The organism is Pseudomonas sp. GW822-FHT03F08, assembly GCF_058801265.1.
The window spans coordinates 120855-137900 of record NZ_JBXANC010000003.1; the positions used below are offsets into that span (position 1 = coordinate 120855).

General features: G+C 62.1%; 19 protein-coding genes. 5 read left to right on the forward strand and 14 right to left on the reverse strand.

What is annotated here, in order from left to right; all coding sequences use genetic code 11:
* Positions 1 to 5: 5 nt before the first annotated feature.
* The 3 genes from imuA to AC1RME_RS07725 are packed head-to-tail and all read right to left on the reverse strand — an operon-like array spanning position 6 to position 2196.
* A complete protein-coding gene (gene imuA / locus AC1RME_RS07715; protein ID WP_007959433.1) occupies positions 6 to 623 on the reverse strand; it encodes a translesion DNA synthesis-associated protein ImuA in 618 nt (205 codons plus the stop codon).
* Positions 623 to 1240, reverse strand: a complete 618-nt coding sequence (lexA, locus tag AC1RME_RS07720; protein ID WP_096819992.1) for a transcriptional repressor LexA — start codon at positions 1238 to 1240, stop codon at positions 623 to 625. The genes imuA and lexA overlap by 1 nt, the downstream gene beginning before the upstream one ends.
* A 38-nt stretch (positions 1241 to 1278) precedes the next feature.
* Positions 1279 to 2196 (reverse strand): LysR family transcriptional regulator, encoded by a 918-nt coding sequence (locus AC1RME_RS07725; protein WP_096819993.1) that lies wholly within the window; start codon positions 2194 to 2196, stop codon positions 1279 to 1281.
* Between the two features lie 103 nt (positions 2197 to 2299).
* Here AC1RME_RS07725 and AC1RME_RS07730 point away from each other — a divergent pair, with 103 nt between their 5' ends.
* Positions 2300 to 4054: an amidohydrolase gene (locus AC1RME_RS07730; RefSeq protein ID WP_096819994.1), complete on the forward strand. Its 1755-nt coding sequence runs from the start codon at positions 2300 to 2302 to the stop codon at positions 4052 to 4054.
* A 101-nt stretch (positions 4055 to 4155) separates the two neighbouring features.
* Positions 4156 to 4893, forward strand: a complete 738-nt coding sequence (locus AC1RME_RS07735) for a TorF family putative porin (protein WP_096819995.1) — start codon at positions 4156 to 4158, stop codon at positions 4891 to 4893.
* Positions 4894 to 4915: 22 nt separating this feature from the next.
* Here the strand turns inward: AC1RME_RS07735 and AC1RME_RS07740 are convergent, their stop codons facing one another.
* The 11 genes from AC1RME_RS07740 to AC1RME_RS07790 all read right to left on the reverse strand — a co-directional run bounded on the left by AC1RME_RS07740 (position 4916) and on the right by AC1RME_RS07790 (position 15143).
* The gene (locus AC1RME_RS07740) at positions 4916 to 5194 is read right to left on the reverse strand and encodes a DUF971 domain-containing protein (protein WP_096819996.1); all 279 of its coding nucleotides are present in this window, start codon (positions 5192 to 5194) and stop codon (positions 4916 to 4918) included.
* On the reverse strand, positions 5191 to 6153 hold the full coding sequence (locus tag AC1RME_RS07745; RefSeq protein ID WP_096819997.1) for a HEAT repeat domain-containing protein: 963 nt from the start codon (positions 6151 to 6153) through the stop codon (positions 5191 to 5193). Before AC1RME_RS07745 ends, AC1RME_RS07740 begins: the two co-directional genes overlap by 4 nt.
* Positions 6150 to 6998, reverse strand: coding sequence for an ABC transporter ATP-binding protein (locus tag AC1RME_RS07750; protein ID WP_096819998.1), 849 nt, complete (start codon positions 6996 to 6998; stop codon positions 6150 to 6152). Before AC1RME_RS07750 ends, AC1RME_RS07745 begins: the two co-directional genes overlap by 4 nt.
* Positions 6998 to 7771: an ABC transporter permease gene (locus tag AC1RME_RS07755; protein WP_273539264.1), complete on the reverse strand. Its 774-nt coding sequence runs from the start codon at positions 7769 to 7771 to the stop codon at positions 6998 to 7000. The genes AC1RME_RS07750 and AC1RME_RS07755 overlap by 1 nt, the downstream gene beginning before the upstream one ends.
* Positions 7772 to 7819: 48 nt before the next feature.
* The gene (locus AC1RME_RS07760; RefSeq protein ID WP_096820000.1) at positions 7820 to 9223 is read right to left on the reverse strand and encodes an ABC transporter substrate-binding protein; all 1404 of its coding nucleotides are present in this window, start codon (positions 9221 to 9223) and stop codon (positions 7820 to 7822) included.
* A gap of 110 nt (positions 9224 to 9333) precedes the next feature.
* On the reverse strand, positions 9334 to 9579 hold the full coding sequence (locus tag AC1RME_RS07765; protein WP_007959413.1) for a 4Fe-4S dicluster domain-containing protein: 246 nt from the start codon (positions 9577 to 9579) through the stop codon (positions 9334 to 9336).
* Positions 9580 to 9604: 25 nt separating this feature from the next.
* Positions 9605 to 11335, reverse strand: a complete 1731-nt coding sequence (locus AC1RME_RS07770) for a fumarate reductase/succinate dehydrogenase flavoprotein subunit (protein ID WP_096820001.1) — start codon at positions 11333 to 11335, stop codon at positions 9605 to 9607.
* A gap of 1 nt (position 11336) precedes the next feature.
* Entirely contained in the window at positions 11337 to 12083 is a 747-nt protein-coding gene (locus tag AC1RME_RS07775; RefSeq protein ID WP_096820002.1) for a GntR family transcriptional regulator, read from the reverse strand.
* Between the two features lie 95 nt (positions 12084 to 12178).
* The gene (locus AC1RME_RS07780) at positions 12179 to 13147 is read right to left on the reverse strand and encodes a Gfo/Idh/MocA family protein (RefSeq protein WP_096820003.1); all 969 of its coding nucleotides are present in this window, start codon (positions 13145 to 13147) and stop codon (positions 12179 to 12181) included.
* Between the two features lie 16 nt (positions 13148 to 13163).
* Positions 13164 to 14051: a Dyp-type peroxidase gene (locus tag AC1RME_RS07785; RefSeq protein WP_096820004.1), complete on the reverse strand. Its 888-nt coding sequence runs from the start codon at positions 14049 to 14051 to the stop codon at positions 13164 to 13166.
* Positions 14052 to 14108: 57 nt separating this feature from the next.
* Complete coding sequence (locus tag AC1RME_RS07790; RefSeq protein WP_096820005.1) at positions 14109 to 15143, reverse strand: AraC family transcriptional regulator; 1035 nt, start codon at positions 15141 to 15143, stop codon at positions 14109 to 14111.
* A 211-nt stretch (positions 15144 to 15354) separates the two neighbouring features.
* On the opposite strand from AC1RME_RS07790, the gene AC1RME_RS07795 reads away from it, so the two are divergent.
* From AC1RME_RS07795 to AC1RME_RS07805, 3 genes are all read left to right on the forward strand, one after another.
* Positions 15355 to 16302 carry a SphA family protein gene (locus AC1RME_RS07795; RefSeq protein ID WP_096820006.1) on the forward strand — a complete coding sequence of 316 codons (948 nt, stop codon included), beginning with the start codon at positions 15355 to 15357 and terminating at the stop codon, positions 16300 to 16302.
* Between the two features lie 255 nt (positions 16303 to 16557).
* A complete protein-coding gene (gene relB, locus AC1RME_RS07800) occupies positions 16558 to 16752 on the forward strand; it encodes a type II toxin-antitoxin system RelB family antitoxin (protein WP_096820227.1) in 195 nt (64 codons plus the stop codon).
* Positions 16685 to 17026 (forward strand): type II toxin-antitoxin system RelE/ParE family toxin, encoded by a 342-nt coding sequence (locus AC1RME_RS07805; protein WP_096820007.1) that lies wholly within the window; start codon positions 16685 to 16687, stop codon positions 17024 to 17026. The genes relB and AC1RME_RS07805 overlap by 68 nt, the downstream gene beginning before the upstream one ends.
* The last annotated feature ends 20 nt before the right edge of the window (positions 17027 to 17046 follow it).

A 17046-nucleotide genomic window follows, 5' to 3' on the forward strand; every position in this document is an offset into this window, starting at 1 on the left:
CGACCTCAGTGCCCCACGGCGAAGGCAATCGGTGCACTGCGCGCCAGTCCGCCCCGGCATTTGAGTACGCGCAATTGCGCCGGACGGGCATCGATGGCAATGCGCAATGCGGCCGGCGACGGATTGACCGCTTCGCTCAAGGGCCGCCAAGCGAACGCCAGGGTCTGGCCGGTTTCCGCCGCCACCTGCAAACGGCGCAAGGCGCGGTCATCGGCCTTGTGCGGCCAGCACAGCACTGCACCGCAACTGCCCGAACGCAGGCATTGTTCCGCCGCCCACAACGCATCGCGCTCGCTGGCCTGGATCACCGACAACTGCCGCAGATCGACCCCGGCATTGGCCCAGGCCTGCGGATACGGCACGAACGGCGGCGCCACCAGCACGATGCGCTCGCCCGCCGCCGACAGCCGCGCCAGGGTCGGCCACACCAGTTGCAGTTCGCCGACACCAGGCCCGGCCAGAAGGATTTCGCTCAGCGCCGCTTCCGGCCAGCCGCCACTGGGCAAGGCGGCATCCAGCGCCGCGTGCCCGGTGGGTTGCGGGCTGGCGGCCGGTGGCGCAGGCCGGCCCTTCCAGACCTGGCCGCCATTGAACAGCGTATCCAGCGCGACGACGGCCCCCATCAGCCTTGCCTCACCAGACCGCAGAACACCCCTTCGATGGCTAGGTCCTGATCGGCCCGCACGACAATCGGCTGGTACGCCGGGTTGCGCGGCAACAGACGAACCTCATCGCCGACCCGCTCGAAACGTTTGATGGTGACCTCGCCATCGAGCCGCGCCACCACGATCTGGCCGTTGAGCGCCTCTGGGTTGCGGCGTACGCCGACCAGATCGCCGTCGAGAATCCCGTCCTCGATCATCGAATCACCCTGCACCCGCAGCATGTAGTCGGGCGTGCGGGAGAACAGCGCGGGATCGAGCATCAACCGATTGTGGATGTCGGCATCGGCGCCAATGGGCGCACCGGCGGCCACCCGGCCGAGTACCGGGACTTCGAGCAGCTCCGGTCGCGCCGGTTGCCCGAGCAAACGAATGCCCCGGGCCTGATGCGGATTGACCTCGATAAACCCGGCTTCGGTCAGCGCCAGCACATGCTTGCGCGCCACGCTGCGGGAGGCAAAACCAAAAGCCTCGCTGATTTCAGCGAGGCTTGGGGGCTGACCGTGTTCGGCGATGCGTTCGCGGATAAAGGTCAGGATGGCGGTACGGCGGGGAGTCAGAGTCGTCATGGAGTACATTTGTACTCCTGTGGGAATTTCCTGACAAGCACCGCCAGTCAGCTCAAACCGCGCTCCGCCAGAAACTCCGCGATGTAATCGATAAACGCCACAACCTTGGCCGTCGCCCGCCGATGGCTCGGGTACACCGCCAGGATATGCGGGCCGAAGCTGTCCGGGTCGATGTCGTAATCAGCCATGACCCGCACCAGTCGCCCGTCGGCGATGTACGGCGCGGCGCTCCACAGCGGTGTGTGCAGCAAACCGCGCCCAGCCAAAGCGCTGGCCAGCAGCAAATCGTAATTGTCGCTGCGCAACAGCGGCGCCGCCGGTTGCGCCAGGCTCAGGCGCTGGCCGTCGCGTTCGGCCCACCAGAATTCGCGGCTGAGCAACGGATGCCGGTACAACAGCCATTCATGTTGATCAAGAGTTTGCGGCGTGACCGGCAACCCCTTGCGCGCCAGGTATTCGGGGCTGCCGCACAGCGCCAGACGATTGCTGCCGACCACCCGGGCAATCAGCCCCGGCAAGTCGTCATGCCCCTCGCGCAGTGCCAGGTCGTAGCCACTTTCCAGCAGATTGACGAATTCGTCGCACAAATCCACTTGCAGGCTGATCTGCGGGTATTGCTGCAAAAAGCCGTCACACACCTGATCGAGAAACGCCCGCCCGTAAGCCAGCGGCGCGGTGATTTTCAGGCTGCCGCGCAGGCCGTGCTGCAACTGCTCGATTTCCTCGCTGGCCTCATCGAGGCGCTGCAACACCTGTCGTGCGGTTTCCAGATAGAGCCGGCCGATTTCGGTCAGCAGAATCCGACGCGTGCTGCGCTCGAAGAGCCGCGCACCAAGTTCGGACTCCAGATGATTGACCGCTTTGGTCAGGGCCGACGGGGTCTTGCCCAGTTGCTCGGCAGCGCGGCTGAAACTGCCGAGCTGCGCGGTGACCACGAACATTTTCAGTGCACCCAGCTTGTCCATGCTTTTTCCATTCAGGCAAAAACGTTTTTCGTGAGGGAGGCGTTCTGTCGGGCGTTGGCAGCCACTAATCTGGCCATCAGACGCAATAACAAGGAAATGTTCAATGAAAAGATTCATCCCGCTTTTCACCAAAAATGTCTTGATCGCCGCTGTGAGTTTTGCCTCGATGGAAGCCATGGCCGCCACCGATCTGGTGCTGCTCAATGGCAAGATTTTCACCGCTGATCGCACTCAACCGCAGGTTCAGGCGCTGGCCGTGGAGAACGGCAAGGTGCTTAAAGTCGGCACCGATGCGCAGATCAAAGCCTTGATCGAGCCCGGCACCCAAGTGATCGACCTCAAAGGCCAGACGCTGATGCCCGGCCTGATCGACAGCCATTCCCACGCGATTTTCGGCGGGCTGGAAATGGTCTCGGCGAACATGGAAGACGACGTGATCGGTCTTGATGAACTGGAGAAACGCCTGCGCGGTTGGCGTGACGACGGCAAGGCCCGGCATGGCGATGTGTTGAGCGTGGCCGGCATGAGTTCGGCGTACTGGGCCAAAGCTGAGGCCCTGGGCAAAATCTTCAACCACGGCGAATGGGCTGAAGTACCCGTGGTTTTCACCGGCAGCGATCACCACACGGCGTGGGCCAACAACGTCATGCTCAAGCGCGCGGGCATCGACGCCGCACTGCTGAAAAACTTGCCGGACGCGGAAAAAGACACCATTGGCAAACTGGCCAGCGGTGAGCCGAACGGCTTTGTGGTCGACGCCGGTTGGGATCGCGTCGCCTCGAAAATGCCGGTGCCGAGCCCTGCCGATATGCTCAAGGCCGCGCAATCGGCGGTGCGCTTCAACAACAGCCTCGGCATCACCGCGTGGATGGACCCCGCCGCCAACGCCGCGCCGGGCGAGCCGGTGTTTGCCCTCAAGCCCACCGAGAAAACCGTCGGCGTGCTGCCGGCCTACAAAGCCTTGTCGGAAAGCGGCGGCATGACCGCCCACGTCGCCGCGCTGCTGGTGGCCAACCCAAAAAGCGTCCCGGCCGATCTCGACACCCTCGACAAGGTGCGCCAGCAGTTCCAGGGCATCCCCAACCTGACGCTGCCGGGGATCAAGATCTTCGCTGACGGCGTGATCGAATACCCGGCCCAGAGCGCGGCGATGATCGATCCCTACAGCAACTCGCACAAACAGGGTGAGTTGCTGATCGACCCGCAGCACTTCGGCGAACTGGTCAGCGCCATCGACCAGCGCGGCTGGCTGGTGCACATCCACGCCATCGGTGACCGCGCGGTGCGCGAATCACTGAACGGCATCGCCCAGGCACGCAAAGATCGGCAGAGTGGCGTGACGCATTCGATCACCCACCTGCAAATGGTCAACCCGAAGGAATTCGCCCGCTTCAAGCCGCTGAACGTGATTGCCTCGATGCAACTGCTGTGGGCCAGCGCCGACGACTACACCACCGACATGATCAAGCCTTACGTCAGCGCCCTCGCCTTCCGCTATCAATACCCGGCGCACTCACTGCTCAAGCAAGGCGCGACGATTGCCGGCGCCAGCGACTGGCCGGTGTCCTCACCGAACCCGTGGAACGCCATGGCCCAGGCCATCACCCGCACCGGGCCGCTGGGCGTGCTCAACGCCGACGAACGCCTGGACCGCGAAACCATGTTCTACGCCTACACCGTCAACGCGGCGCGCACCATCGGCCTGGAGCAACAGATCGGTTCCCTGAGCCCCGGCAAACAGGCCGATTTCATCGTGCTCGATCGCGACGTGTTCAGCGTCGATGACAAGGCCCTGCATGACACCCGGGTTCTGCAAACCTGGTTCGCCGGCCGCCAGGTCTACGCACCGACCCTCTAATAACAATCGCCGTACCCCTGCCCGACCCCGCGCCAACCGCCGGGGTCCGGCGCAGCCTTGCCTGCTTCCTGCCCATAACAATCACAACATCGGGACTTTACATGAAAGCCATGCCCCTGCTCGCCCTCACTTCCTTGAGCCTGCTGCCCTTGAGCAGCCACGCGATCCCCTTGAACGATGATTTCGCCGTGCTGGTCGACCTGACCCTGGCCAGCGACTACCGCACTCGCGGCATCTCCCAGACCCAGAACGACCCGGCCGTGCAGGCCGGTCTGACCCTGGCCCACAGCAGCGGTCTGTACCTCGGCGCGTGGAGTTCGAACGTCGATTTCGGCGGCGGCCTGAAAACCCGTCAGGAGGTCGATTACTACGCCGGCTGGCTGTGGCAGGCCACCGAGCAGGTGAGCCTGGACCTCGGCACCATTCGCTACGCCTACCCAAGGGAAAGCCAGTTCAATCAGACCGAGGTCTACGGGATTCTCGGCGTCTACGGCGTGAAGCTGGCGGCGTACTACTCCAGTGATGCGCCGGGCATCGACAGCAAACAGAGTTCGCTCTACAGCTACATCGGCTATGAAACCGAATTGCCGTTCGATTCCGGGCTGAAGCTGCGCTACGGCAACATGGACTTCAAGGACCCGCATATGTATTCGGCATCCGGTCACAGCGAAGAGTCCTACCGGGAGTGGGAAGTCAAACTGACCCACAACCTGGCCGGCGTGGTGCTGGGCCTGAGTTACATCGACACTGACCTGTCGCAGAACCAGTGCCTGAGCAACTGGGGCTTCAAGGATGTGTGCACGGCGACGGTGGTGGCCAGCGTCAGCAAATCCTTCTGAACCCCGGTTGAATGCGGCGAACCTAAGGTGTGAGTTGCGCCAGGTACTGCCACGGGTAGATCCCGCGCTGATGACCATCGCTGAACACCAGTTGCAGGCCGTAACCCTGGGGGTTGAGTTCGATCACACGCACTCGATCATCCACCAGCGGAATCGAACCTCGCAGGCGAAACGCCCGGCACTGCGAACACGGGCACTGGCGGCGCAGTTCGGCATGGTCGAGCAACTGCTCGCGGCCATCCGGCCAGCTCAGCCGCAACCGGTGTTCACTTTGGGAATTGCCGATCGCCAGCGGATTCATTGCAGCTGACTCAAGGCAATCCGCACGGCCTTGCGCACTTCCGGGTCGCCGTCATCCTGCGCGGCCTGCAACGCCGCCACGGCCCCGCGATCATTCAACTCGCCCAGCGCCAGCGCCGCTTCCTTGCGCAGGTTGCTGATGCGATGACCGAGGGTGTCGATCAGGGCGTCGAGAGCCGGCACATAACGCAAACGACCGAGGCTGCGGGTGGCGCGCAGACGCACCTGCCAGTAATCGTCGGCCAAGGCTTCGATCAGCGCCGGACCTGCGTCGGTGTGGCCGACCTTGCCGAGGGTGGTCGCGGCTTCTTCGCGTACTTGCCAGGCCTGATCCAGCAGGGCCTGACGCAATGCGGGCAGCACCTCGGCGTCACTTGCCAAGCCCAGGGCGCCGGTGGCGGCGCGGCGCACTTCGGTGTCCGGATCATTGCTGGCCAAACGTGCCAGCGCCGGCAAGGCATCCAGCTGTTTAAGCCAACCGAGCACGCCGACGGCTTCGCGGCGGACACTGGCGTCGGCATCGTTCAGCGCTTGAATCGCGGCGGGTGCGGCGCCGGGGAACCGCAACTCGCGCAACGCCCGGAACGCGGCAATCCGCACGCCGGTTTCGGCATGGGCGGTCCACGGCAGAATCACCCTGCCCGCCGCTTCGGTTTTGAGCAGGCTCAGACTCTGCGCAGCGGCAGCCTGCACTGCTGGCGACGGATCGGTCAGCGCCTGGCACAGCGCTTCTACCACCGGTTCGTCTTCCCACGCCTCCAGCAGTCGTGCCGCTTCGGCACGCACCTCTTCGGCCGGGTCTTCGGCCAGCCGCTCGACCAACCAGAGCAGACCGTCCGGCTCTTCGAGGTCAGCCAGGTCGATCAGGGCAATCCGGCGCACTCCGGCGTCATCAGCAGTCAGGCGCGGTTGCAGGGCAAGAATGTCGTCGTTATCGGTCACAGCAAAAAATGAGGTCACAGGGCAAATCTCGGCAAGGCGTTTTCAGGAGGCAAACCGAGCGGATTGAGGCGCGGCAGCGGTCGGTCGTTGTCGTGGCGCAGCAGGTCGAGGCAGTGGCGCTTGAGGCGCGAAAACTCGTGGCTGGTGACCAGTTCGGTGGTGCGGGGGCGCGGAAAGTCCAGGCGCAGGTCATCGATGATTCGCCCCGGCCGTGCGCTCATCACCAGCAAACGGTCGGCGAGAAACAGCGCTTCGTCGATGTCATGGGTGACGAACACCACCGTGGTGCGAATCCGCGTCCAGATGTCCAGCAGCAGTTCCTGCATGTTCAGTCGGGTCAGCGCATCCAGCGCGCCGAAGGGTTCATCCATCAGCAACAGCCGTGGCCGGTTGACCAGCACCCGGGCGATTTCCACCCGTTGCTGCATGCCGCCGGAGAGTTGATCCGGCCAGCGTTCGGCGAAGCCTTCAAGGCCGACCAGTTTGAGGATTTCATCAGCGGCGCGATGGCGTTCGGTCTTGCCAATGCCGCGCATCTTCAGCCCGAAGGCGACGTTGTCGCGCACCGTGCGCCACGGGAACAGGGTGTGATGCTGGAACACCATGCCGCGCTGTGGCGACGGGCCGGACACCTCGGCGCCGTCGACTTTCAACTGCCCGCCATGGGGTTGCAGATGCCCGGCCAGCGCGCCGAGCAAAGTCGACTTGCCGCAACCGGACGGGCCAAGAATGCACACGAACTGGCCGGGTTCGATCTGGCAATCCAGCCCCTGCACCGCTTCAAACGCTTGCCGGCCCTCGCCGAGGACGATGGATAACTGGCGGATGTCGATCCGCCCTTCCGGGGTTTGCATCACGCTCATCAGGCTTTTCCTCGCGGTCGGTGCCAGGGCGTGAACAGACCGCCAAGGCGTTTGATCAGCAGGCTGCTGCCCATGCCCAACACGCCGATCAGCAACATGCCGACCACGATGTCCGCATAGTTCTGAATGGTGTAGGACTCCCAGGTGTAGTAACCGATGCCGAACTGGCCGGAGATCATTTCGGCGGTCACCAGACAGAACCATGAGGTGCCCATGCCGATCGCCAACCCGGTGATGATGCTCGGCGCAGCGCCCGGCAGGATCACTTCCAGCAGGATCGCCCGGCGTCCGGCCCCGAGGCTTCTGGCCGAGGCGATCAGGCGCGGGTCGACACCTTCGACGCCATGCACGGTGTTGAGCAGGATCGGGAACAGCGCGCCGGTGAAGGTGATGAACACCATCGACAGCTCCGACGACGGGAACATCAGGATGGCCAGCGGAATCCATGCGACGGCGGGGATTGGGCGCAGCACTTCCAGTGGAGGCAGCAGCAGGTCTTCGGCCCATTTCGACCGGCCGATGGCCAGGCCCAGGGCGATGCCGATCACCAGCGCGGCGAGGTAGCCGGCGAAGACTCGGCCGAGGCTGGCGCTCAGGTGCTGGATGAGCTTGCCGGAGTCGCCCAAGCCGAGGGCGGCTTCGATGACGGCCAGCGGGGTTGGGACGTTGGCGAAGGTGACGAGGCCGAGGTTCCAGTGATGGCTGGCGGCGAGTTGCCAGAAGAGCAGGCAGAGCAGCAGTGAGGCGGCTCGGGGGATCCAGCGTGAAAACATATATCACCTCTGATCGTTCCCACGCTCTGCGTGGGAACGATCTGTAAATCAGCGGGTGGCAACGGCCTGCGCGGTGGCGTCGGTGAAGTCGAGGACTTTTCCGCCCTGCGCCGACGCGTATTGCTGAGCCTGCCCTTTGAGCAAAAACGCACTCAACCGCCCCTTCCCATCACTGGCAAACCACGCCTGCTCCGCCAGCAACTTGATCCCGCTGTCACTCGCCTGCGCATACACCGCCCGGATGTTCTTGCCTTCCGACTTCAGGCCGGCCAGTGCGGTAAACGCCTCTTCAGCCGAGGCATAACGCCGGACTTTGTCCTCACCCCGCACCCAGATTTCCGCAACATGGCTGAAATCAGAAATAGCTTTCCCAGTCACCGCATCGACAGACTTCAACGGCGTCTGCGCGTAATTGGCCAGTTGCGCGGTGTAATCCAGATTCGAGGCCTTGAACGCCGCGCGGATGTACTGGTCATCGATAAAGGTGTTCAGATCGAGCCCGCGATCCGCCTTCTTCAGCAGCTTCAGCGTGTCGATGGCCGTGCCCACGGCCTGGCGATATTCCGGTTTCCAGCTCAGGTCGCGGGTCTGCACGCCGAGCGGGCCGTGGAACAGGTAATTGACCTCGGCATCGACGCCGGTGACTTTGGCGATCAACTCGCTGTATTTCTCGGGTTCGGCGGCCAGCAACTGATTGGCTTCGATGCTTGCGCGCAGGTAGGCGACGACGATTTCCGGGTACTTCTTGGCATAGGCCTGATCGACCAGCGCACCGTGGAAGGTCGGCGCATTGGCCTGGGCGCCGTCGTAGATCTTGCGGGCGAAACCACGACTCGGAAACAGTTCGGCGAACGGTACAAAATCAGCGTGGGCGTCGATCTTGCCGGCCTGCAACGCCGAGCCTGCGACCTCTGGCGGCTGGGCGATGATGTTCACATCCTTCAGCGGGTCCCAGCCCTGCTCCGCCACGGCGCGCAGCAACATGCCGTGGGCGGTGGAAGCGAACGGCACGGAAATGGTCTTGCCCTTGAGTTCGCTCAGCGACTGCACACCAGACGCGCTCGGCACCACGATGCCATTGCCGCTGCCCTTGATGCTGCCCGACAACACGCTGATGAACAGGCTGTGTTTGCCGGCGGTTTCGAACGCCACACCATTGAACGCACCCGGGAAATCGGCCATGGCGCCAAAGTCGAGTTTGCCGGCGACCATCTCGTTGGTCAGCGGCGCGCCGCTGGTGAAGTTCTTCCACTGCACGTCGTATTTGGCGTCCTTGTAGGCGCCGTCGTGAGGCAGGTATTTGTCGAGCAGGCCCAGCTCGCGAATCAACAGGCCGCCGGCGGCGCAGTTGATGGTGGTGTCCTGAGTGCCGATGGCAATGCGGATGGTTTCGGCCGAGGCCGACAAGGTGAACGAAGCCAGTACCAGACCGGCGATTGCTGCACGCAACATGGTTGAATCCCCTCGAATCATTTATAGGATGTTCGTCTCCGCCGCGATCAGGGCGCGGTGGGAAACGAGGGGTGTCTTGAATCAGGCGTCCGGTGTTGCCGGATAGCGTTTTAGCGGAGCAGATACGGGATTTCGACTTTCACCGCACCGGTCGGGCAGTCCTTTTCGCACGGCATGCAGTACCAGCATTCGTCGAAAGCCATATAGGCCTTTTGCGTGGCCGGGTTGATCGCCAGCAGGTCCATCGGGCAGACGTCGACGCACACGGTGCAGCCCTTTTCGGCGATGCATTTATCCTCGTCCACGGTGACGGGGGCGTTGGAGCGGAAGAAGATTTCCTGGGCTTGGTAGGCCATGGTTCGGACTCTCTCTAGTGATGCCTCAAGCGGCGAAAGCGCCGACCCGCAAGCGGTCGTAAGCCTGCATTTCCTCGGCATCGAGCGGGATGATGTAAGGCTCGACGGCTTTCTTGAAACTGGTCATGCGCCCGTCTTCGCCCTTCTTCAGGTGGCAATGGCAGAACCATTCGCGGTCGTCCCGTTGCGGGTGATCGACGCGGTAGTGGTACAAGCCCCAGCGGCTTTCAGCGCGGAACAGCGAGGCCCGGGCGGCCATTTCGGCGCAGTCGCGAATCACGCTGGTTTCCATGGCGCGCATCAGTTCGTGGGCGTTGTTGGCCTTGATCTCGTTGAGATCGCGTTCGATGTCGCTGAAGCGCTGCAGGCCGATTTCCATTTTCTTGGTCACTTTCGGCGGTTGCAGGTAGTCGTTGACGAAGCGCCGCAGCTTGTACTCGACCTGGGCCGGCGGCAGACCGTGCTCGCGATCCAGTGGTGCGTAGACCCGGGCCTTTTCCTTCTCGATCTGCTCGGCATCCAAAGTGGAGAACTCGCGCCCGGCAACAAACTCCGCCGCGTTGTTACCCGCGAACCAGCCATAGGTGAACGCGCCGAGCATGTAGTTGTGCGGCACGGCGGCCATGTCACCGGCCGAGTACAGACCTTTCACCGACGTCTCGGCCCGCTCGTTGACCCACACACCGGACGCCGAGTGACCGCTGCAAAAACCGATTTCCGAGATGTGCATCTCGACCATCTGCGTGCGGTAGTCGGTGCCTCGATTGGCGTGGAACTGGCCGCGACTCGGGCGCTCGTTGCTGTGCAGGATTTCCTCGATGTTCTGGATGGTTTCCTCGGCCAGGTGATCGAGTTTGAGGAATACCGGGCCGTTGCCGCTTTCCAGTTCCTGGTGGAATTCCCACATCATCTGCCCGCTCCAGTAATCGCACTCGATGAAGCGTTCGCCCTTGTTGTTGGCGGTGTAGCCACCCAGCGGGCCAGTGACGTAGGCGCAGGCCGGGCCGTTGTAGTCCTTGATCAGCGGGTTGATCTGGAAGCACTCGAGGTTCGCCAGTTCCGCCCCGGCGTGATACGCCATCGCATAACCGTCGCCAGCGTTGGTCGGGTTTTCATAGGTGCCCATCAGGTAACCCGAGGATGGCAGACCGAGACGCCCGGCCGCGCCGCAAGCGAGGATCACCGCCTTGGCCTTGATCACGTGGAAATCGGCGGTGCGGCAGTCAAACCCCATCACACCGTTGACGGCGCCCTCCTCGTCGGTCAACAAACGGGTGCAGACGAGACGATTGGTAATGCTCACCCGCGCCCGCTTCAACTGGCGATACAGGACTTTCTTGATGTCGTGCCCTTCCGGCATCGGCAGCACGTAGGCGCCCATGTGGTGGACTTTCTTCACCGCGTAATCGCCGGTTTCGTCCTTCTCGAACTTCACGCCCCAGCGGTCGAGCTGCTCGATGGTTTCAAAGCTGTGGGTGGCATAGGCGTACACCGCCGCCTGATTGACGATGCCGTCGTTGGCGATGGTGATTTCCTTGGTGTACTGCTCCGGCGTCGAGTGCCCGGGGATGATCGCGTTGTTCAGGCCGTCCATGCCCATGCTGATCGCGCCGCTGCGCTTGACGTTGGCCTTGTCGACCAGCAACACGCGCAGCTCCTTGTTATTTTCCTTGGCCTTGATCGCCGCCATCGGGCCAGCGGTGCCACCGCCGATCACGACGATGTCGTATTCCTGCTCTAAGGTATTGCGGGTCATGTCACGCCCCTTTTTGCCGGTCGATCCGCAGGCGGTACTGGAACGCATCGCCACGGTAGTAAAGGTGTTCGAAGTCCAGCGGCTGGCCGTTCGCGTCGTGGGTCAGACGCTCGATGCGCATGATCGGCGAGCCGGCCTCGACGTTCAGCGCCTGGGTCAGGTCGCTGTCGGCCAGCACCGCGTCGATGGCCAGATCCGCGTGGCCGAGGGCAATGCCGCAGTCGTTTTCCAGAATCAGGAAGATGTCGCGGGTGACCAGATCGGCCTTCTCCAGCCGTTCGCCAACCGTTTTGGGCAGGTAGGTGATTTCCAGCGAAATCGGCTCGCGGTTGATCAGGCGTACGCGTTTGATCTGGGCGACGATCTCGCCTTCGGCGACCTGCAAACGCTCGGCCACCAGTTTGTCGGCGGCGATGAATTTGAAGCTGCGCAGGCGGTTGATCACCTCGTAGCCACGGCCGGTCATGGACTCGGCGAGGCCTTGCAGGGTGCTGACGTTCTGGAAGGTCTTGGGTTTGGCGACGAAGGTGCCTTTGCCATGGATCTTGAAGATCAGCCCTTCTTTCTGCAGATCACCCAGGGCCTGGCGCACGGTGATGCGGCTGACTTTGAACAGCGTGCCGAGCTCGCTTTCGGACGGCATCTGGCTGTCTTGCGGGTATTCGCCGTCGAGAATCCGGGCGCGCAGCACGTCGCGCAGTTGGGTGTGCAGCGGGACGCTGCCCAGGGAGAGAACGTTATCGGTCATCACGGGATCACTTGTCATAACGAGTTATGACGTGATCTTAGAGACGTTATGACAAGCTTGAGAAATATTGTTTGGGCATAACCTTAGACGCGCCTTCAGTGGCGCTTGAGGATTTGATCCATGACCCAATCGGTCTTCAGGGCTTCGGCGGCGACTGCCGGGTGCCGGGACTCACCGCGAATCTGCGCGTTCATGCCGAGGACGTGATGCCACTGGATGTGTTCATGATGGGGGATTTCCAGGCTGATATCTTCTTCCGCGTGCAACTCGACCGGATGCTCATCGAACACCGAAAAACCGATTCGCCCTTGGCTGCCGATGATCTCGACCCGATCCTCACGCCGATCCGCGACAAAGCTCCAGCAGCCCATGCCCAACGCGCCCGAGGCAAACCGCCAACTGGCGCTGACCGCATCCTCCGCCGCGTACAACCCGGCCTGACGCGCCGTGAATCCGGCGACTTCAACGATATCGCCGAGCAGGTACTGGAACAGGTCAAAACCATGGCTGGCCAGATCCGCGAAATACCCGCCACCCGCCACCGTCGGATCGGTGCGCCAGTTGGCGCTGCCGTCCAGATCCTTCGGTGATGGCGCCTTGGTCAGCGTCCAGCTCAAGTGCCGCACTTCGCCAATGCGGCCCTGCTCCAACCATTGTCGAACCTGCTGGAAACGCGGTAACGAACGACGGTAATAGGAGACGAACAGGTGCAGACCGGCATCGGCAAACACCTGCTGCATTTCGCGGCTTTGCCCGGCGTTGAGTGCCATGGGTTTTTCCACGCAGCAATGCTTGCCGGCGGCGGCGACTTTCAGGCTGTAGGCATGGTGGCTGTCGGGTGGCGTGGCGATGTACACCGCGTCCACTTCGGGGTCGTTGATCAGCTCATCGACGTCGGTGTAAGTCCGGGCGATGCCGTGGCGCGTGGCGTAATCGGTCACGGCTTCGAGGCGTCGCCCCATCACTGCCACCAACGCCGAGCCGGGCGCCTTGTAGAAGGCCGGCCCGCTCTTGCGTTCAGCGACACTGCCGCAACCGATCATGCCCCAGCGCACCACGTTCATTGCTCTTCCTTGTGTCTTAGCCGATGCGCAAGGCGCGCAGGTCGAGGTGGCCGTCCTTGAGCGGCGGGCACCAGTAGTAACCGCCGGTGATCGGCCGGCTGATGCGGTACAAACCGTCGGTGATGCCGTCTTCCAGACCGCTCATGCGGCGCAGTTGCGCTTCGAACGCGTCGAGGGAGAAACCGAACGCCAGGAACATCAGGCCCGCGCGGTCGCCTTCGATCCACGGCATCGAACGGCGCACGACGAAGGCTTCCGGAGCGAAGCTTTCCTGAGCGGTGCGCTTGACGTGGGCGGACACCGGGGCGTCGTCGATCTCTTCGTTGTCGCTCAGGCGACGGCCCATGATGTTGTCCTTGTCCTCGGCGGACAGTGCATGGAAACCCTTGAGGTCGTGCTGCCATTGCTGGATCGCGGCAAAGCTGCCACCCACCAGACCTTCGGCGCCTTCACTTTGCAGTGCGGCGGCGATGGCGGCTTCGTCGTGAGGGTTTTCGGTGCCGTCTTCATAACCGGTGAGGTCATGACCGTCCTTGTGGCGGAAGGCTTCCTGCATCTGTACCAGACGCAGCGCCGGGGCCAGTGCGGCCTCAAGCGCGGTGCTGCGGTTGAGCAACTCGCCACGGTCGACGCCGTGCAGCCAGACCCACAGGGCGTGCTGGGTCGACGGGTTTTCCACGCCAACGCCGGTCAGCGCCGGGAAGCTGCGCAGGCCGTCGATGTTCACATTCAGGGCCTTGGCCAGGGATTCACCGAAACCGACCACCGCCGACTTGCTGTCCACCAGGTTCAGCAGGTTGTCGATCGCCTGCGGCAGTGCTTCCACCGATTCGAGGGCGAAAAACAGGTGACGTGCTTGCGGCGGAACAGGGGTGGCGAGGATGCCCGGCTGGTAGTAACTCATGTGAACTCCTTGGGAAAGAGCGCGGAGTTTAACTGTAGCCGGAGGGTTTGTGTGGGATCAGATGACGCACTCGTTGCGCCACGCGCTCGGGCTCTTGCCCGTCCAGCGCTTGAACGCCCGGCGAAAACTGCGCACGTCGCTGTAGCCAACTTCTTCGGTGATGCGCTCGATGGGCATGTCGGGATTGGCCAGCAGACTCATCGTGCGTGCCTGGCGCACTTGCTCCAGCAGCGCCTCGAAGGTCAGCGAGTGCTCGGTCAGCCGCCGGCGCAAGGTGCGGCTGCTCATGTTCAGGTCGCCAGCGATCTTTTCGATGTGGCTGCCCCGACTCAGGTCCCGGGCAATGGCACGCTCCACGGCCTGGATCAGATCGAGTTTCTGATGCACCTGCGCGGCTTCCAGCTCCAGCAGTGTGACCGCCTGACGCAGCGCCAGCGAATGATGATTGGGCAGGTTCACATCCAGCCACTGCACATCGATCAGCATGCGATTGTGCAGACAACCGAAGCGTACGTCCGGCCCCAAAAGCCGCCGGTATTCATCAACGTAATCCGGCGCCGCGTGCATGAACTCCACGGCAATCGGCTTGAACGTCTCGCCCACCAGCGCCCGGCCGTAGACCAAGAGGCTGGCGAAAAACTCTTCGACCGCAAACACCTGCACTTCGGCGAACGGCAAGCGGCATTCCACGTCCAGGTACACCTGCTCGCCCACGACATCGACGCTGGAAACGACAATCCCGCCGGACGTGTGCTGATGACGAATCCCCAGTTCGAACGCATCGCGCAGGTTCTTGCACAGCGACAGCACATGCCCGAGCAGACCGAGGGTACCGAGCACGTTCTGCGCACCGACCCACAGCCCGAGCCCCTGATTGGGCAAAGCTTTCAGCGCTCGCTGAATCATGGCCACGGCCTGGCGGTAGGAGATCCGCTGCGAAGGATCCTGCAGGTCTTCGAAAGTGAAACCGAGGCCACGGCACAGGCTTTCGGCCTCAATACCCTTGTTGGCCGCAACTTCGGCCAGGGTCTGCAGCAGAAACGGCGACACCAGCGCCAGATCGAAGGTGGGGTCTTGGAGTTTTGCGTTCATGGGGGCTGACATTCCGGATCACGCTGAATTGTTATTTTTGTAACCGGTTATGTCGAAGGAAGTTAGCACAGGGTTGGCGGACTGTCCGCAGAAGTCCCCTTCTGTGTCCGCCAATACCCTGCCCCGCTGTGCGCCAAGGGCTTATTTCTATAGTGGCCGGGCGTCCTGCGCGCCGGCGGTGCGCCCAAACACAATAATAATGAGGACGGACATGACCCCGAACCGCGCGACATTCCCTGTGCGACTGGCGCTGAGCCTGCTCGGCTGCGCCGTGACCCTGCCGGCGCTGGCCACCGAAGCCGGTGTCGACAACATCGGCACCGGCACCGACGGCTTCTTCATGCTGCCGCTGGAAGTCGACAGCCTTCCCGAGAACATGGTTGCCTTCAACCTCTACTACAACCACTACAAGGCGACCAAGCTCAACATCAGCTCGTTCGGCGGCAAGGTGCCGAATGTCGAAATCGAATCCACCGCCGTCATCCCGCGTATCGACTACCTGAGCCCGGTACGGGTGTTCGGCGGACGCCTCGCCGGTTACATCGCCCAGCCGTGGCTGAAGCAGGAAGTGTCAGTGTTCGGCCTGAGCGACACCCGCGAAGGCATGGGCGATACCACCATCGCGCCGATCATCCTGTGGGACATGGGCAAGAACCTGACCCTCGGCGCCGCCCTGGAAATCACCGTGCCCACCGGTGAATACAGCGTCGATCGCCTGGCCAACACCAGCAACAATTTCTACACCTACAAACCGCTGTTCTCCTTCACCTGGCTGCCGACAGACAAGACCGAAGTCTCGATGAAGACCACCTACAGCTTCAACGAGAAGAACAAGGACACCGACTACAAATCCGGGCAGATCTTCCATTTCGATTACTCGGCCAGCTACAAGATCACCGACGACCTGATGCTCGGCATCAACGGCTACTACCTCAAGCAAACCACCGACGACAAACAGTTCGGTCACACCGTGCAGTTCGCCGGCCAGGACGTTGATGACGGCGTACGCGGCAAGGTGTTCGCCATCGGCCCGGCGCTGCACTTCACCTTCCTCAAGTACGCCAGCGCGGAGATTCGCTGGGCCAAGGAATTCGACGTGGAGAACCGGCCGGAGGGGGAAATGTTGTGGGCGAAAGTGAGTATTCCGTATGCGTTCTGAGTGCATTTGTAGGAAGGCGCGCGCAGATTTGTAGGCTGGAAACCTGAAAAACAAAGAGGAGGAATAGGCCTACAGCGGCGGTCGAGATTGCCGGACAACGGAGAGAAACGTCCGGCAGATTTCAAAGGGGGTGTTTGCAGATACTGGATCCCGCAGCTTCATGGTTCTTCAAGGGCTCATGGAGTGCATCGTCTGCCAGTGACGACAATGGGCCAATCCCCCCTTAGACTGCTGAAATTGATCACGGAGATCACTATGAGCATATTGCATTCCCCGTTTTACTCTGACTTCGAATCCGAAGAAGAGGCAGAGAGCTACGATCGCTGGTTTCGTGCAGAGGTACAGGATGCACTGGATGATCCTAGTCCTGGTATTCCTCATGATGAAGTTATGGCAATGCTCGACCAGATGCTGGAAGAGATACGCAGGAAGCGCCGCGCTGCAGCTTGAATGGAGCAGCAAGTCCTCGCGTCAACTGGCTGACATCTTCAAATACATCGAGCAACACAATACCAATGCTTCAATTTCGCTAAGACACAAGGTGGGTGCAGCAGCACAGCGACTTTCATCAATACCTTATGGCTACCGACCTGGCCGAGTACCTGGCACTCGCGAAATGGTGATTCATCCGAACTATCTGCTGGTCTATCGAGTGAATGGCCACATCAAAATACTGAGGGTGCTTCACGCCCGACAAAAATACCCTTCAACTTCAGCAACATAAAAAAAGGGCGGCCAAATGGC

Bases quoted from the DNA above. Each gene is read 5' to 3' on its own strand.
- imuA (WP_007959433.1), bottom strand. From the start codon at position 623: ATGGGGGCCGTCGTCGCGCTGGATACGCTGTTCAATGGCGGCCAGGTC.
- lexA (WP_096819992.1), bottom strand. From the start codon at position 1,240: ATGTACTCCATGACGACTCTGACTCCCCGCCGTACCGCCATCCTGACC.
- AC1RME_RS07725 (WP_096819993.1), bottom strand. From the start codon at position 2,196: ATGGACAAGCTGGGTGCACTGAAAATGTTCGTGGTCACCGCGCAGCTC.
- AC1RME_RS07730 (WP_096819994.1), top strand. From the start codon at position 2,300: ATGAAAAGATTCATCCCGCTTTTCACCAAAAATGTCTTGATCGCCGCT.
- AC1RME_RS07735 (WP_096819995.1), top strand. From the start codon at position 4,156: ATGAAAGCCATGCCCCTGCTCGCCCTCACTTCCTTGAGCCTGCTGCCC.
- AC1RME_RS07740 (WP_096819996.1), bottom strand. From the start codon at position 5,194: ATGAATCCGCTGGCGATCGGCAATTCCCAAAGTGAACACCGGTTGCGG.
- AC1RME_RS07750 (WP_096819998.1), bottom strand. From the start codon at position 6,998: ATGAGCGTGATGCAAACCCCGGAAGGGCGGATCGACATCCGCCAGTTA.
- AC1RME_RS07755 (WP_273539264.1), bottom strand. From the start codon at position 7,771: ATGTTTTCACGCTGGATCCCCCGAGCCGCCTCACTGCTGCTCTGCCTG.
- AC1RME_RS07760 (WP_096820000.1), bottom strand. From the start codon at position 9,223: ATGTTGCGTGCAGCAATCGCCGGTCTGGTACTGGCTTCGTTCACCTTG.
- AC1RME_RS07765 (WP_007959413.1), bottom strand. From the start codon at position 9,579: ATGGCCTACCAAGCCCAGGAAATCTTCTTCCGCTCCAACGCCCCCGTC.
- AC1RME_RS07770 (WP_096820001.1), bottom strand. From the start codon at position 11,335: ATGACCCGCAATACCTTAGAGCAGGAATACGACATCGTCGTGATCGGC.
- AC1RME_RS07775 (WP_096820002.1), bottom strand. From the start codon at position 12,083: ATGACCGATAACGTTCTCTCCCTGGGCAGCGTCCCGCTGCACACCCAA.
- AC1RME_RS07780 (WP_096820003.1), bottom strand. From the start codon at position 13,147: ATGAACGTGGTGCGCTGGGGCATGATCGGTTGCGGCAGTGTCGCTGAA.
- AC1RME_RS07785 (WP_096820004.1), bottom strand. From the start codon at position 14,051: ATGAGTTACTACCAGCCGGGCATCCTCGCCACCCCTGTTCCGCCGCAA.
- AC1RME_RS07790 (WP_096820005.1), bottom strand. From the start codon at position 15,143: ATGAACGCAAAACTCCAAGACCCCACCTTCGATCTGGCGCTGGTGTCG.
- AC1RME_RS07795 (WP_096820006.1), top strand. From the start codon at position 15,355: ATGACCCCGAACCGCGCGACATTCCCTGTGCGACTGGCGCTGAGCCTG.
- relB (WP_096820227.1), top strand. From the start codon at position 16,558: ATGAGCATATTGCATTCCCCGTTTTACTCTGACTTCGAATCCGAAGAA.
- AC1RME_RS07805 (WP_096820007.1), top strand. From the start codon at position 16,685: ATGAAGTTATGGCAATGCTCGACCAGATGCTGGAAGAGATACGCAGGA.